The organism is Demequina lignilytica, assembly GCF_030418305.1.
Classification (GTDB): domain Bacteria; phylum Actinomycetota; class Actinomycetes; order Actinomycetales; family Demequinaceae; genus Demequina; species Demequina lignilytica.
Map to the genome: position 1 here is coordinate 34,327 of NZ_JAUHPX010000003.1, position 13,681 is coordinate 48,007.

The following is a 13,681-nucleotide window of genomic DNA, read 5'->3' on the forward strand; positions in this document are numbered from 1 at the left end:
GGCGCCGTGCCACGATGGCGCGATGACCGACATCCGCGTGCTGCTCCTCCACGGCTTCGTGCACCATCGCCCGAGCGGTCACTGGCTCTGGTGGCTGGGCGAGCAGCTCCGCCTCGCGCGGATCCCGGTGCAGTACCCGCAGCTCCCGGGTCCGGACGCGCCGCGCCTGGCGGACCAGCACGAGGTGCTGCTCGGCGAGCTCGAGATGCTCGGCGACGGCGAGCGCGTGGTGATCACGCACTCGCTCGGCGGCGTGCTGTGGCTGCACGCGGCCATGGGACTCGACGGCGCGGGGCTCGACCCGCGGCTGCGCGTCGACCGCGTGCTGATGGTCGCGCCCCCTCACCCGAGCAGGCTCGTCGGCCCGCTCGGCGACATGGCGCTACCCGCGCGGCTGGAGGATGCGGCGGCCCGCGCCTCCCGCGAGACGGCGATCCTCGCGCGGGAGACCGACGACTACCGCCCGGCACCGCTCACCGAGCTCGCCGAGGCCTGGGGCGTGCCGGCCGTGACCCTCCCGGGCAGCGGCCACCTCAACGTCGACGACGGCCACGGACCATGGCAGACGATGCTCGACTGGGTCACGGACCCGGCTGTCGAGTGGCGGCTGGGGGACGGCGCGCATAGCCTCGGCTCATGAGCACCCCGCCCTGGGCACGCCCCGAGACCGAGGTCCGTCTCGACCAGGCGCAGGTGCTGGACCTGGTGAGACGCCAGCATCCCGACCTCGCCGACCTCGAGCTCGGACCGGCGATCGAGGGGTGGGACACGGTCGTGCACCGGCTCGGCCCGCACCTCGCCGTACGGATCCCGCGCCACGCGGCCGCCGCCGCCCACGCGGGCGCCGAGCACACCTGGCTGCCGCAGCTCGCGCCGGCATGGGGCTTCGCGGTGCCCGCGCCCGTCCGGATGGGCGCCCCGACCGACGACCTTCCGTGGGCGTGGTCCATCGCCCGCTGGATCGAGGGCGTGCCGGCGTACCAGCTGGCGCTCAGCTCCAAGGGCGCCGGAGACCTGGGGCGCGCGCTCGCCCAGGTGCACATGCCGGCCCCGGCGGACGCCCCGCGCAACCCCTACCGGTCCACGACCCTCGCCGCCCGCGCCGAGCGCTTCGACGACCGCATCGAGCGGCTGGTCGAGGGAGGACTCGCGATCGACGCCGACGCGGCGCGCGCCGAGTACCTCGCGGGCGCGAGCCTGCGGCGCGGCTACGAGACGTGGTGCCACCTCGACCTGCACGGCGAGAACGTCCTGGTCGCGGGCGGCCGGCTCGCCGGCATCATCGACTGGGGCGACCTGGCGGCCGGCGACCCGGCGACGGACCTCGGACAGGCATGGGTGCTGGTCGGCTCATCGCGATTCCGCGACGTGCTCAGCGGATACCGGCACGGCAGCGTGCGCCTCGACGAGGCCGCGATGCTCCGCACCCGAGCGGAGGCGCTCGGCTACGCGATGACCCTCGCCTCGGTCGACGACGAGCCGTACGCCGGCGCGGGCCGCAGGGGCCTCGCCGACCTGGGCGTGCTCCCCGGCTGAGCCCGGGTCAGACGCCCATCCGCTGGAGGAACGGCTCGAGCTCGAGCCAGTTCTCCTCGTCCGAGCGGTCCTCGCGCCACAGCGCGGCGTACTGGGCCTTCTGCTCGTCCGACGCCTCCTCCCACACGCGCAGCGCGCGCTCGAGATCCGCGTGCCAGTAGCCGACGATCCGGTACTGGCCCAGGACCAGGGAGAACTCCCGGCGCAGGAGCTGGCGGATCCTGCGCGAATGCACCGACTCGCAGGCGACCCACACGTAGGACAGCGACTCGGGATCGAGCAGATCCGAGTCCTGGGCGAGGCCGGTGAGCGCATCGCGCAGCACCGAGGCCCCCTGCCCGTTGCCGCCGACGACCCAGTCGATCCGGGCGGACGCGGCGGTCGGCAGATCCCGCGCATCGTCCATCGACGGCACCTCGACGATCACGCGGAACACCTCGTCCGCGTGCGCCTCGGCCAGCGCGCGCGCGATGGCGGGCAGGGCGGTCAGATCGCCCGCGAGGATCCGGACGCCGGACCCGGCGGGAACGCCGTAGTAGGCCTTCGGGTCGGACACCCGCGTGCGGTCACCCGCCACGACGGCGCGCGCCCAGGTCGCACCGGGTCCGTCGCCGTGAAGGAAGATCTCGAGCTCGAAGCCGTCGGGCGTGACCGCGCTCACCGTGTAGTGCCGGGAGCTGTGGCCGTCGGGGTCCAGCGTGTCGGCGCCGACCTCGACGTGCACGAACTCGTCGGGACGTCCCGTGGTCACCCAGGCGGAGGGCTCGTCCAGCGCGAGGGAGATCCGCACCATGCGCTCGCTCAGGCGCTCGACGCGGGCGACGGTGGCGTCGTGCACGGTCTCCATGGGACTCCCTCCGGGGTGGTGAGGTGAGGCTCACCTCACCCGGAGACTCTAAGTCATTTCCGCAACGCTGTCATCACCTAAACCGGAAATGCGGTGAACACTGGGATTTCGTCGTTATGTTCCCTAGAGTGGCGGCGTGACCTTCACCCCGCTCGTGACGGAGCGACTGGTGCTCCGCCCGTTCACCGAGGACGACGCGGAGGACTTCGCCCTGCGCCGGTCGGACCCGGACACCGCCGCCTACCAGGCCTGGAGGGTCCCGTACTCGGTGGAGAGGGCTCTCGCGCTCATCCAGGACGTGGCGCGCAAGGACGGCCCGACGCCGGGCGGCTGGTACCAGCTGGACGTCGAGCGCCGCGCCGACGGGATGACGGTCGGCGACGTCGCCGTCTACCTCCACGAGCACGGTCACACCGCCGAGATCGGCTACACCCTCCACACCTGGGCGCGCCGCAAGGGCTACGCGACGGAGGCCGCCGCGGCGCTGATCGAGCACCTCATCACCGTGCACGGCGTGCACCGCATCGAGGCCTCGACGCACCCGCAGAACATCCGCTCGATCCGCGTGCTCGAACGGCTCGGCTTCCAGCAGGAGGGCGTGAAGCGGGAGGCGTACTGGGTCGAGGACGAGGTGTCCGACGACGCGTTCTTCGGGCTTCTCGCCCGCGACTGGCAGGCCCGCGGCGAGGCGCTCGCCGTCTAGCCTTCACGGAATCTTCACGCGCACGACGGCCGCTCCTTCACACGGCGGCGATGGACTGGAGCCATCGAGACGAAGGAGACCGCCATGAGCATCAGGATGCGCACCCTCGCGATCGGCGCGGCCGTCGGGGCCGCCGCGATCGCCGTCCCCGCCACCGTCGCGTGGGGCGTGAGCACCGCCACCGACGATGACGCCCCCGTGGGCCGCGGCGGCACCGTCGCGCGCCAGGTCCAGCAGGGCGGGATGGGCGGGATGATGGCCGACGATGCGGACGATGCGTGGGGCGTGGGCGGCATGCGCGCCCGCGCCGGCGCGGGCACCGCCGCCTCGGGCGCCTACGGCGACGGCACGTGCCTCCTCGACGAGGCTGTGGTCGCCGACGGGTCCAGCGTGGACGCCGACGATGCCGCGAGCCTCGCGTTCATGATCGAGGAGGAGAAGCTCGCACGCGACCTCTACACGGCTCTCGACGAGCTCTGGGGGCTCCGCGTGCTCGACCGCATCGCGGACGCCGAGCAGCAGCACATGGATGCGGTGAGCCGGCTGCTCGACGCCTATGGCGTCGCCGACCCGACCGAGGAGGCGGCGGCCGGCGAGCTGTCCGACCCCGTGCTGCAGGACCTCTACGACGAGCTGCTCGCCCAGGGCTCCGCGTCCGTGACCGCGGCGCTCGGGGCGGCGGCCCTGGTCGAGGAGACCGACATCGCCGACCTGCGCGACCAGGATGCCGAGTCCGCGGCGATCGCCACCGTGTACGCCGCGCTCGAGAGCGCGTCGGAGCAGCACCTCGCGGCGTTCGTCCGCCAGCTGGACGCCCGCGGGGTCGACTACACGGCGCAGGTCCTCGACCCCGCCGAGGTCGAGGACCTCACGGGCGTGCCTGCTCCCTAGGATGAGAGACATGGCCGCACGCACGGTGCTGGTGGTCGACGACGAGCCCAACATCCGCGAGATCGTCGGCGGCTACCTGCGCCGCGACGGTTTCGCGGTGGTCGAGGCAGGCAGCGGCGAGGACGCGCTGGCCGCCTTCGCACGCGAGCGCGCGGCGCTCGTGGTGCTCGACGTCAGGCTGCCGGGCATCGACGGGCTCGAGACGCTCCGCCGGCTCCGGCAGACCTCGGACGTCCCCGTGCTGCTCCTCACCGCGCGGGCCGAGGAGGCCGACCGCATCGTCGGCCTGGAGGTGGGCGCGGACGACTACGTCACCAAGCCGTTCAGCCCGCGCGAGGTCGCGGCGCGCGTGCGCGCGATCCTGCGGCGTGGCGACGCGGGAGCGGCACCCGACACGCTGGGCGCCGGCCCCCTGGTCGTGGATCTCGCGGCGCGCGAGGTGCGGCTGGACGGCCGACCCGTGACGCTCACCGCGCTCGAGTTCGACCTGCTCGCCGCGCTCGCCTCCGCGCCGGGCCGGGTCTTCACCCGACGCCAGCTCATCGAGCGGGTGTGGGGCTGGGACTTCTACGGCGACGAGCGGATCGTCGACGTCCACGTGAGGAAGCTGCGCCGGGCCCTCGACGACCCCGCGGACTCGCCCGCGCTCATCCTCACCGTGCGTGGCGTCGGCTACAAGCTGGCGGCGCCATGAGGTCGCTGCGGAGCCGCCTGCTCGCGTCGCACCTCGCGGTCGCGCTGACCGGCACGCTCGTCGCCGTGGTGATCGGCGGCGCGCTGACGAGCACCCTGGTGGGCCGTCAGCTCGGCATGATGCGGGGCGCCATGGGCGGCGGCCAGGCGCAGGCGGCGCAGGACGCCGTGCGGTCGGTGCTGCCGGTCGCCCTCGCGTGGGGTGCCGTCGCCGCCGCCGCCGTCGCGGCCGCCCTCGCGCTGCTGCTGTCCCGTCGGATCGTCGCCCCGCTGACCGCGATCCAGGAGGCCTCGCACCGGATAGCCCGCGGCGACTACCGGCAGGAGGTGCCCCGCCCGCACGACGCCGAGCTGGCGGCGGTCGCGGCGGATCTGGAGGAGCTCGCGGAACGGCTCGCGCGCAGCGAGGAGACGCGGGCGCGGCTGATCGACGAGGTCGCGCATGAGATGCGCACGCCGCTGACCACCATCCGCGGCACCATGGAGGCGCTCGCCGACCAGGTGATCGAGCCCTCCCCGGAGGCCTACGAGCGGGTCGCCGCCGAGGCCTCCCGGCTCGAGCGTCTCGCCCAGGACCTGTCCACCCTGTCCCGCGCCGACGAGCATGCCGTCGAGCTGCGCACCGCGCCCGAGGACCTCGCGGCGATCGCCAGGGACGCCGCCACCCATCTCGAGCCGCAGTTCGACCACGCCGGGGTGCGGCTCGAGGTCGACGCCGGATCCCCGGTGCCGGTGGTGGTCGACCGCGACCGCATCACGCAGATCTTGCTCAACCTGCTGGGCAACGCGCTCACCCACACGCCCGCCGGGGGCTCCGTCACGGTCGCGGTGGGCGCGGCCCGAGGCATGGCCACGGTCAGGGTGGTCGACACCGGCGCCGGGCTCACCGCCGACGAGCTCGACCGCGTGTTCGACCGCTTCTACCGCGGCGCCGCCGGCCGCGGCGCCGCCGGCCGCGGCATCGGCCTCACCATCGCGCGCTCCCTGGCGCGCGCGCACGGCGGAGACGTCACCGCATCGTCCCCCGGCCCGGGCGCCGGAGCGGCCTTCGTGCTGTCCCTCCCGACCGGCCCCGATCCGCTCCGTGGGCAGGATCCGGCCCGCGAGGCGTAGCCCTGGCACGCCCCCGCGTGGAACAGTAGGCCCATGGAGATCTACGAGACCCCTCTCCCCGGAGTCGGCGTCCGTTACGAGTTCACCGCGGAGGCGGGCGACCACGTCGGCGTGGTGGTCCGCCGCGACGGCAAGCGGGACATCGCGCTGTACGACCGCGAGGACCCCGACGCCTGCCGCGGCACCCTCGAGCTGTCCGAGGGCGACGCCAGCAAGCTCGCGGAGCTTCTCGGCGGCACGAACATCACGGCGCGGCTTGAGGACCTGCGGCACAGCATCGTCGGCCTCGCCATCGAATGGGTGACGATGCCGGCGGCAGGCGGCCTGGTGAACCGCACCCTGGCGGAGGGCAAGATCCGCACGCTCACCTCGGCCAGCGTCGTCGCGGTGATCCGCGGCGACCAGGGCATCCCGGGCATCGAGCCGTCGTTCGTCTTCGAGGCGGGCGACACCGTCCTGGTCATGGGTTCCGACGAGGCCGTCGACAGGGCGGCGCACATCCTCACGGGGTAGACGATGCTCACCGCGACCGCACCCCTGTCGGGCCTGCGCGTCGTCGCCGCCAGCCCGCATTCGGAGACCTCGACCGTGCTCATCGAGCTCGGCGTGGTCTTCCTGGTGCTCGCGCTGCTCGGCCGGCTCGCGAGCCGGATCGGCATCCCCTCGATCCCGCTGTACCTGCTCGCCGGGCTGATCATGGGCGAGGGAGGCTTCATCCCGATCGCGGCGGGAGAGGACTTCCTCGCGATCGGCGCGCAGATCGGCGTGGTGCTGCTCCTGCTGCTGCTGGGCCTCGAGTACTCGCCGGACGACCTGCGGGTGGGCCTGAGGACCACCTGGAAGGCCGGGATCCTCGACGGGGTCGCCAACGCCGTGCCGGGATTCGCGGTGGGCCTCCTGCTCGGCTGGTCCGTGACCGCGTCGATCCTGCTGGCCGGCGTCACGTACATCTCGAGCTCCGGCATCATCGCGCGGCTCCTCGACGACTTCGACCGGCTCGCGAACCGCGAGACCCCCGTCATCCTCAGCCTGCTGGTGATGGAGGACATCGTGATGGCGGTGTTCCTGCCGATCCTCGCCGTGCTGCTGGTCGGGGCGACCATCGTGCAGGGCGCGATCGCGGCGGGCATCGCGATCGCGATCGTCGCGGCGGCGTTCTTCTTCGCCCTCAAGTTCTCGCGCCACGTCTCGACCGTGGTGCACTCGCACTCGCGGGAGCTGCTGCTGCTGGGCGTGCTCGGCCTCGCGTTCTTGGTCGCGGGCCTCGCGGAGGCGGTGCAGGTCTCCGCTGCGGTGGGAGCGTTCCTGCTCGGCCTCACGCTGTCCGGCAACGTCGCCGACCAGGTGCGCGGGTTGATGCCTCCCCTCCGCGACGTCTTCGGCGGGATCTTCTTCGTGTTCTTCGGGATCGGCATCGACCCGCGGGACCTGGTGCCGGTGCTGCTGCCCGCGCTCGCGCTCGCGCTCGTGACCGCGGTGACCAAGGTGGGCACGGGGATCTGGGCAGCGCGGCAGGCGGGGATCGGCCCCAAGGGCCAGTGGCGCACGGGCCTGTCCCTGGTGCCCCGCGGCGAGTTCTCGATCGTCATCGCCGGCCTGGGAGTCGCGGCCGGGGCGGAGGCGATGCTCGGGCCGTTCGCCGCCGCGTACGTGCTGATCCTCGCGGTCGCGGGCTCGATCCTCATGCGGTTCGCGGACCGGATCCCGTCGCCGCTCAAGGCCCCTCCACGGCGTGGGGTCCCACCCGCGGTGTGAGACGATGCTCCGGTCGTGCCGCGCCGGGCCCTCGGGCCCGGCGCCGGGACGATGCGCCGGCCACGTCGCGCAGTTGGTGTGGCTTCCGCGCGAGGACGCGCGACTTCTCATTCCTTCCTGTGAGGTTGTGTCATGCTCTCCCCCTACCGGGGCATCCTCGCGCTGCCCGGTGCCCGCGCCTTCACGCTCTGGGGCCTGGTCGCGCGCCTGCAGATGGGCCTCACCGGCCTGTCGACCTTCCTGCTGGTCCAGATCGAGTACGGCCGCTACGAGTACGGCGGCATGGTGCTCGCCGCGATCGCGGTGTCCTACGCGGTGGTCTCGCCGCAGGTGGGCCGCCTGGTCGACGCGTTCGGCCAGAGCCGCGTGCTCCGCTGGGGCTTCGCCGTCGCGATCCTCGGGCGGCTCGCGATGATCGCCGCCGCGTTGACGCATCAGCCCGTGTGGGTGCTGGTGGTGCTCGCGCCGCTCTTCGCCGCCGGCGGGACCCAGTCCACGCACACGCGCGCGCGGTGGACCCACATCGTCCCCGACAAGCACGCCCTCAACACCGCGTTCTCGCTCGAGTCCTCGCTCGAGGAGGTGCTCTTCATCGCCGGGCCGGCGCTCGCGACCGTGCTGGCCACGCAGGTCGGCTCCTGGGTGCCGTCGGCGATCGCGGTGGTCTCGCTCGCGATCGGCGGCTACGCGTTCCTGAGCCTGAAGGCGACCGAGCCGCCGGCGCTCCGGCGCGACGCCCGCCGGCGTCAGGGACGGGACGGTGCCTCACGGGCGCTCGTCGTCGACGGATCGATGGAGCGTGTGGGGCTGCCGCCCGCGCCGCGCGGACTGCGCCGGTACCGCGGCGCGCTGCGAGGCCACCTGCTCGTCACCACGCCGGCGCTCGTCATCACCACCGCGATCTTCGCGACGCAGGGCGCGGTCTTCGCGTCGACCGACGCCGCAACGGTGGCCTTCGCGGAGGAGCTGGGCCAGAAGCAGTGGTCGGGCGTCGTGCTCGCGGTGTGGGCGCTCGGCTCGCTGGTCGGCGGGCTCGCCTACGGATCGCGCATGTGGAGCCGGACGCTCGCGTCGCGGCTGCTGTGGGGGGTCACGGCGACGGGGGTGGGCGCTGCCACGTTCATCCTCGCGCCGTCGATGCTGTGGCTGGGCGTGCTGATGTTCCTCACCGGGCTCGCGATCGCGCCGACCATGGCGGTCAGCGACGGCGTCGTGCACGCGCTCATCCCGCGGTCGCGCCTCACCGAGGGCATGACCTGGACCCGTACCGGCATGGACATGGGCGTCGCCGCGGGAGCGTGGTTCGCCGGATGGATCATCGACCGGCACGGCTCGTCGGGCGGGTTCCTGGTGACGTCGATCGCGGGGCTCACCGGCGTGGCGATCGCTGCCGTGTCCTGGCGCTACCTGCGGTCGCGGCGTGCGTACGAGGAGTCCGTGTCGCGAGACGCCCCGCTCGCCGTGCCGTGAGCGTGCCCGTCGCTCCACGGCCCCGCGTCGGCCTCGGCGCGCGAGCCGCGCGCATAATGGGCGCGTGATCCGCTCCGCGTCGGCCTCGACCGACTCCGCCCGCCTCGCCGAGATCTACAACCACTACGTGGTCCACGACACGGCCACGTTCGAGACCGAGCCCGTCACCGCGGACGCGATGTGGGCGCGGGTGGAGGCGATCCAGGGCCGCGGGCTGCCATGGCTGGTCGCGGAGGACTCCGGCAGCGTGGTCGGCTACGCGTACGCGGGTCCCTACCGGGACCGCGCGGCCTACCGGCACACGCTCGAGTCCACCGTGTACCTCGACCATCAGGTACGACGCGGCGGGTGGGGCACCGCCCTGTACACGGAGCTGCTCGATCGGCTGAGGCGCCTCGATGAATCCCCTCACGCGCCCGTTCACTCCGTCCTGGGGGTGCTCGCGCTGCCTCATCCTGGCTCCGTGGCGCTCCATGAGCGGCTGGGGTTCGAGCACGTGGGCACCGTCGCGCAGGCGGGCTACAAGCTCGACCGGTGGATCGATGTGGGTTTCTGGCAGCTGGTGCTCTGAGCGCCCACCCTTGCGGCACCGTGCGTCGCGGGCCACACTGGCGTGACAGGGAGTCTTGAGGGGGACGACATGTGGGGGGATCTGCGCGACGACGAGAACGGCTTCAGCCTGGTGGAGCTGCTCGTGGTCATCATCATCATCGGGATACTCGCGGCGATCGCGATCCCGCTCTATCTGGACCATCAGGCGAAGGCCTCCGACTCGGCGGCTCAGTCGGACGCCATGAACCTCGGCATCATGATCCGCGCCGCCTTCGACGAGGATCAGGCTGGAGCTCTCGACGTCGACACCGACGGCGACAGCTACACGATCGACGGCGATCCCGTGCTCGGCGTGTCCCCTGGCGTGGAGTTCGTGAAGTGGACCGGCGGAGCCATTGACGAGTGGTGCGTCCAGCTCAAGCACCCCCGCGGCTACCACTCGGCGAGCCCGGGCGTGCGGTTCGACTCGAAGAACGGGTACGTCGAGAACGCCGCCTGCTAGAAGCTCCGGTAGGTCTCGCGCGGATCGATCGGCTCCTGGCTTCGCCACCCGGTGAGCCTGCCGTAGGCGGTCCACCGGCGCTGCAGCTGGCAGGCATCCCAGAGGGCTCGGTACGCGGCGCGGCGCTGGAGCGTGAGGCGCGCTGCTGCCGCCACGCGGGGATGTCCCGTGCGTCGCAGGCTGTGCTCGAGGTCGAGGCACGTCTGGTTCTCCGTGGTGATCCGCATGCGACACAGCTCTCCTGCGAGGATGTCGACTGCGGCGGGGTCGCCGTGGTGGGCGCCACGAGACTCGCTCCACGTGCGCTCGCTGCGCTGATGGAAGCGCACGGTGCATCCGACCCCGGGCAGGTCGATGTCACGCACCTGGCTCGGGCCGGTGATGTGCACGACGCCCGGCGGGTGCGCGATCGCGCCGTGGCACGCTGCGGCCGTGAGCCCCGACAGGTAGGGGAGGTCCCATCCGAACACGCTGACCGCGACCAGCCACGCTGCCTCGAGCGGCGCGATCCGCCAGTCGCGAGGCGCACCTGGCGGGATCAGGATGTGGCGGCCACGGGCGATCGGCTCGACACGTCGCCGGCTTCGGAGGCTGGTGAGGCGGCGAGCGGTGAGCCCGGCAGCGAGCGCTTCTCGGGTCGAGAACAGGGGGAGGGCGACGGGGGCTGCGGCGCTGTGGTCGCCGACCAGCGCGCGCCACAGCTGGGGCGAATCGAACGGCGCACGAGCCCCCGGACCCTCTGCGGGTCGACCGGCATCGCTCATCGCGTCGACCTCCTTCGACGCCAGCATGGACGGCGAGGTCGGACAGACGTGGCGAGCCGCGGCGGGCGCGTGATGCCCCGGATCGCGACGGCGCCTCGGGACATCGGTCCGAGCGCACGCAGCAAGCGGTCCCCCTCAGGTCGCAACGCGTCCACGCCGGTGCGCGGTACGGGGACAAGCAGTCCGCGCCGCTGCCGTATTCATGCACGACCACACCACGCACGCCGCACCGGGCCGCCCGACACCGGGCCGCCCCGGCACCGGGCCGCCCCGGCACCGCCCAGGGCCGCCCGGCACCGCCCCGCCCAGCACTCCCGTATTCATGCACGAACGGACGCGTCTCGCTCGTCCGCGCGAGCGCCCGCGACGACGGTGCGTTCGTGCATGAAATCGGGAGCGATTCGTACACGCCCCCTCCGCCCCGTGGCGACGCCCGGGCGGGTTCAGCCTCCGGCACGCGCACCCCGACACGCCGACGGCCCGGCCCCCTCGCGGGAACCGGGCCGTCGGGCTCTCGGGCGGATGGCGCTACGCGCGTACGGCCTGCGTCGCCGCCATCATGTGCTCGAGGGAGGCCGTGGTCTCCGCGTACGCACGGGTCTTCAGGCCGCAGTCGGGGTTGACCCACAGCTGCTTGCCGGGGATCGACTCCTTCGCGAGCGCGAGGAGCTCGGTGATCTCCTCGGTCGAGGGCACGCGCGGCGAGTGGATGTCCCACACGCCGGGGCCGATCTGGCGCTCGTAGCCGTGGTCGCGGATCGCCGGCAGCACCTCCATGCGCGAGCGGGCCGCCTCGATCGACGTCACGTCGGCGTCGAGGCCGTCGATCGCGTCGATGATCTCGCCGAACTCCGAGTAGCACAGGTGGGTGTGGACCTGGGTCTCGTCGTGAGCGCCCGCGGTCGCCAGACGGAACGAGTCGACGGACCACTGGAGGTACGCCGCCTGGTCCTTCTTCTTCAGCGGCAGCAGCTCACGAAGCGCCGGCTCGTCGACCTGGATGATGCCGATGCCGGCCGCCTCGAGGTCGCGGATCTCGTCGCGAAGAGCGAGCGCCACCTGGTTGGCCGTCACGCCCAGCGGCTGGTCGTCGCGCACGAACGACCACGCGAGGATGGTGACGGGGCCGGTGAGCATGCCCTTCATCGGCTTCTCCGTGAGCGACTGCGCATAGGCGGTCCACCGCACCGTCATCGGCTCCGGTCGGGTGACGTCGCCCCACAGGATCGAGGGGCGCGTGCAACGCGAGCCGTAGGACTGCACCCAGCCGTTGACGGTGACGTCGAAGCCGTCGAGCAGCTCGGCGAAGTACTGGACCATGTCGTTGCGCTCGGCCTCACCGTGCACCAGGACGTCGAGGTCGAGGTCCTCCTGCAGGCGCACCACGCGCTCGATCTCGGCCTTCATCGCCTCCTCGTAGGCCGCATCGTCGATCTGGCCCTTGGCCCACGCCGCGCGAGCCTTGCGGATGTCGGTGGTCTGAGGGAACGAGCCGATCGTGGTGGTCGCCAGCTCCGGCAGGCCGAAACGCGCGTCCTGCGCCGCCTCGCGCACCGCGTACGCGGGTCGCGAGAAGTCGGCGGGGGTGACGGCCGCGAGCGCCGCGCGGACGTCCGCCTTGTTGGTGCCCGGGTGCGCCTTCCGCGACGCGAGCGCGGCACGGGTGGCCGCGAGCGCATCGGCTACGGCGTCCGCACCCTCGGCGCGCGCGGTCGCCAGGGTGACGACCTCCGCCACCTTCTCCTCCGCGAACGCCAGCCAGCTCAGCAGCTCGGCACCCAGGTGCTCCTCGCCGTCCAGCGTGTGGGGCACGTGGAACAGCGACGTCGAGCTCGAGACGGCGACGGTCGCGCCCAGCGCCTCGATCTCGGCGGCCTTGCGCAGCGCCGCGTCGAGGTCCGTCCGCCAGATGTTGTGACCGTCGACCACGCCGGCCACGACGGTCACGCCCGAGAGGTCGGTGCCCGACGGGACCCCGCCGCGCACCAGGTCCAGCCCGATCGCCTCGACGCCCGAGTCCTTGAGGACCGGCAGCGCGTCGTCGAGCGAGTTGTACGGCGCGGCGACGAAGAGCTGCGGGCGGTTGGCCAGCGTGGCGAGCGACCCGTAGACCTTCGCAGCGTTCGCGAGCACCTCGTCACGGTCGGCGTCGATGTCCGCCACCAGGATCGGCTCGTCGATCTGCACCCACTCCGCGCCCGCGGCCTTGAAGGCCTCGAGCAGGTTGCCGTACACCTCGAGCACGTCCTCGAGACGCTCGATGGGACGGAAGCCCTCGGGGGCCTCGTCAGACGGCTTCGACAGGTACAGGAACGTGAGGGGACCCGTGATGACGGGACGCGTGAGGTAGCCGGCCTCCTTGGCCTCGACGAACTGGTCGACCCAGCGCGTGCTGGAGACCGCGAAGTGCGTCTCGGGACCGATCTCGGGAACCAGGTAGTGGTAGTTCGAGTCGAACCACTTGGTCATCTCGAGCGGCGCCTTCGCGCCCTCGCCGCGGGCGATGGTCGAGTAGCCGGCGAGGTCGACGCTGCCGTCGGCCAGACGGAGGTCCGCGAAGCGGGTCGGGACGGCGCCCAGCGTGACCGCGGCGTCGAGCACGTGGTCGTAGAACGAGAAGTTGCTCGGGATCGCGGACGCGTCCTTGTCGAGCCCCAGCTCGGCGAGGCGGGCCAGGGTCGCGAGCCGGAGCTCCTTGGCGGAGGCCTCGAGGTCGTCGGCGGCGGTGGCGCCCGTCCAGAACGACTCGAGCGCCTTCTTCAGCTCACGCATTCGACCGATGCGCGGGTATCCGAGGATGGTGCCACCGGGGAAGGCGGGCGCAGGGGCAGGGACGGTGTTCTGCTCAGTCATGA

14 protein-coding genes are annotated in these 13,681 nt (G+C 72.7%); 11 read left to right on the forward strand and 3 right to left on the reverse strand.

Translation table 11 applies throughout. From position 1 onward, the window contains the following. Window positions 1-22: 22 nt before the first annotated feature. Window positions 23-640 carry an RBBP9/YdeN family alpha/beta hydrolase gene (locus QQX10_RS05550; RefSeq protein WP_301118968.1) on the forward strand — a complete coding sequence of 206 codons (618 nt, stop codon included), beginning with the start codon at window positions 23-25 and terminating at the stop codon, window positions 638-640. After that, complete coding sequence (locus tag QQX10_RS05555) at window positions 637-1,536, forward strand: phosphotransferase (protein WP_301118969.1); 900 nt, start codon at window positions 637-639, stop codon at window positions 1,534-1,536. Before QQX10_RS05550 ends, QQX10_RS05555 begins: the two co-directional genes overlap by 4 nt. A 7-nt stretch (window positions 1,537-1,543) precedes the next feature. Here QQX10_RS05555 and QQX10_RS05560 read toward each other — a convergent pair whose 3' ends face one another. Continuing rightward, window positions 1,544-2,383, reverse strand: coding sequence for a siderophore-interacting protein (locus QQX10_RS05560; RefSeq protein WP_301118970.1), 840 nt, complete (start codon window positions 2,381-2,383; stop codon window positions 1,544-1,546). 136 nt (window positions 2,384-2,519) lie between these two features. Between QQX10_RS05560 and QQX10_RS05565 the strand changes: the two genes are divergently transcribed. The 9 genes from QQX10_RS05565 to QQX10_RS05605 all read left to right on the forward strand — a co-directional run bounded on the left by QQX10_RS05565 (window position 2,520) and on the right by QQX10_RS05605 (window position 10,062). Next, the gene (locus tag QQX10_RS05565; protein WP_301118971.1) at window positions 2,520-3,086 is read left to right on the forward strand and encodes a GNAT family N-acetyltransferase; all 567 of its coding nucleotides are present in this window, start codon (window positions 2,520-2,522) and stop codon (window positions 3,084-3,086) included. A gap of 84 nt (window positions 3,087-3,170) precedes the next feature. Next, a complete protein-coding gene (locus QQX10_RS05570; RefSeq protein ID WP_301118972.1) occupies window positions 3,171-3,977 on the forward strand; it encodes a DUF2202 domain-containing protein in 807 nt (268 codons plus the stop codon). A gap of 10 nt (window positions 3,978-3,987) precedes the next feature. Continuing rightward, the gene (locus QQX10_RS05575) at window positions 3,988-4,671 is read left to right on the forward strand and encodes a response regulator (protein WP_301118973.1); all 684 of its coding nucleotides are present in this window, start codon (window positions 3,988-3,990) and stop codon (window positions 4,669-4,671) included. Beyond that, window positions 4,668-5,783, forward strand: coding sequence for a HAMP domain-containing sensor histidine kinase (locus tag QQX10_RS05580; protein WP_301118974.1), 1,116 nt, complete (start codon window positions 4,668-4,670; stop codon window positions 5,781-5,783). The genes QQX10_RS05575 and QQX10_RS05580 overlap by 4 nt, the downstream gene beginning before the upstream one ends. A gap of 33 nt (window positions 5,784-5,816) precedes the next feature. Beyond that, the gene (locus QQX10_RS05585; protein ID WP_301118975.1) at window positions 5,817-6,296 is read left to right on the forward strand and encodes a cation:proton antiporter regulatory subunit; all 480 of its coding nucleotides are present in this window, start codon (window positions 5,817-5,819) and stop codon (window positions 6,294-6,296) included. Window positions 6,297-6,299: 3 nt separating this feature from the next. Then, window positions 6,300-7,538, forward strand: a complete 1,239-nt coding sequence (locus tag QQX10_RS05590) for a cation:proton antiporter (RefSeq protein WP_301118976.1) — start codon at window positions 6,300-6,302, stop codon at window positions 7,536-7,538. A 132-nt stretch (window positions 7,539-7,670) separates the two neighbouring features. Further along, window positions 7,671-9,008, forward strand: a complete 1,338-nt coding sequence (locus tag QQX10_RS05595) for an MFS transporter (RefSeq protein WP_301118977.1) — start codon at window positions 7,671-7,673, stop codon at window positions 9,006-9,008. 64 nt (window positions 9,009-9,072) lie between these two features. Beyond that, complete coding sequence (locus QQX10_RS05600) at window positions 9,073-9,579, forward strand: GNAT family N-acetyltransferase (RefSeq protein ID WP_301118978.1); 507 nt, start codon at window positions 9,073-9,075, stop codon at window positions 9,577-9,579. Window positions 9,580-9,648: 69 nt separating this feature from the next. Continuing rightward, window positions 9,649-10,062: a prepilin-type N-terminal cleavage/methylation domain-containing protein gene (locus tag QQX10_RS05605; protein ID WP_301118979.1), complete on the forward strand. Its 414-nt coding sequence runs from the start codon at window positions 9,649-9,651 to the stop codon at window positions 10,060-10,062. On the opposite strand, the gene QQX10_RS05610 is transcribed toward QQX10_RS05605, so the two are convergent. After that, window positions 10,059-10,826: a hypothetical protein gene (locus tag QQX10_RS05610; RefSeq protein WP_301118980.1), complete on the reverse strand. Its 768-nt coding sequence runs from the start codon at window positions 10,824-10,826 to the stop codon at window positions 10,059-10,061. The genes QQX10_RS05605 and QQX10_RS05610 overlap by 4 nt on opposite strands. Window positions 10,827-11,354: 528 nt before the next feature. After that, window positions 11,355-13,679, reverse strand: coding sequence for a 5-methyltetrahydropteroyltriglutamate--homocysteine S-methyltransferase (gene metE / locus QQX10_RS05615; protein WP_301118981.1), 2,325 nt, complete (start codon window positions 13,677-13,679; stop codon window positions 11,355-11,357). Between the last annotated feature and the right edge of the window lie 2 nt (window positions 13,680-13,681).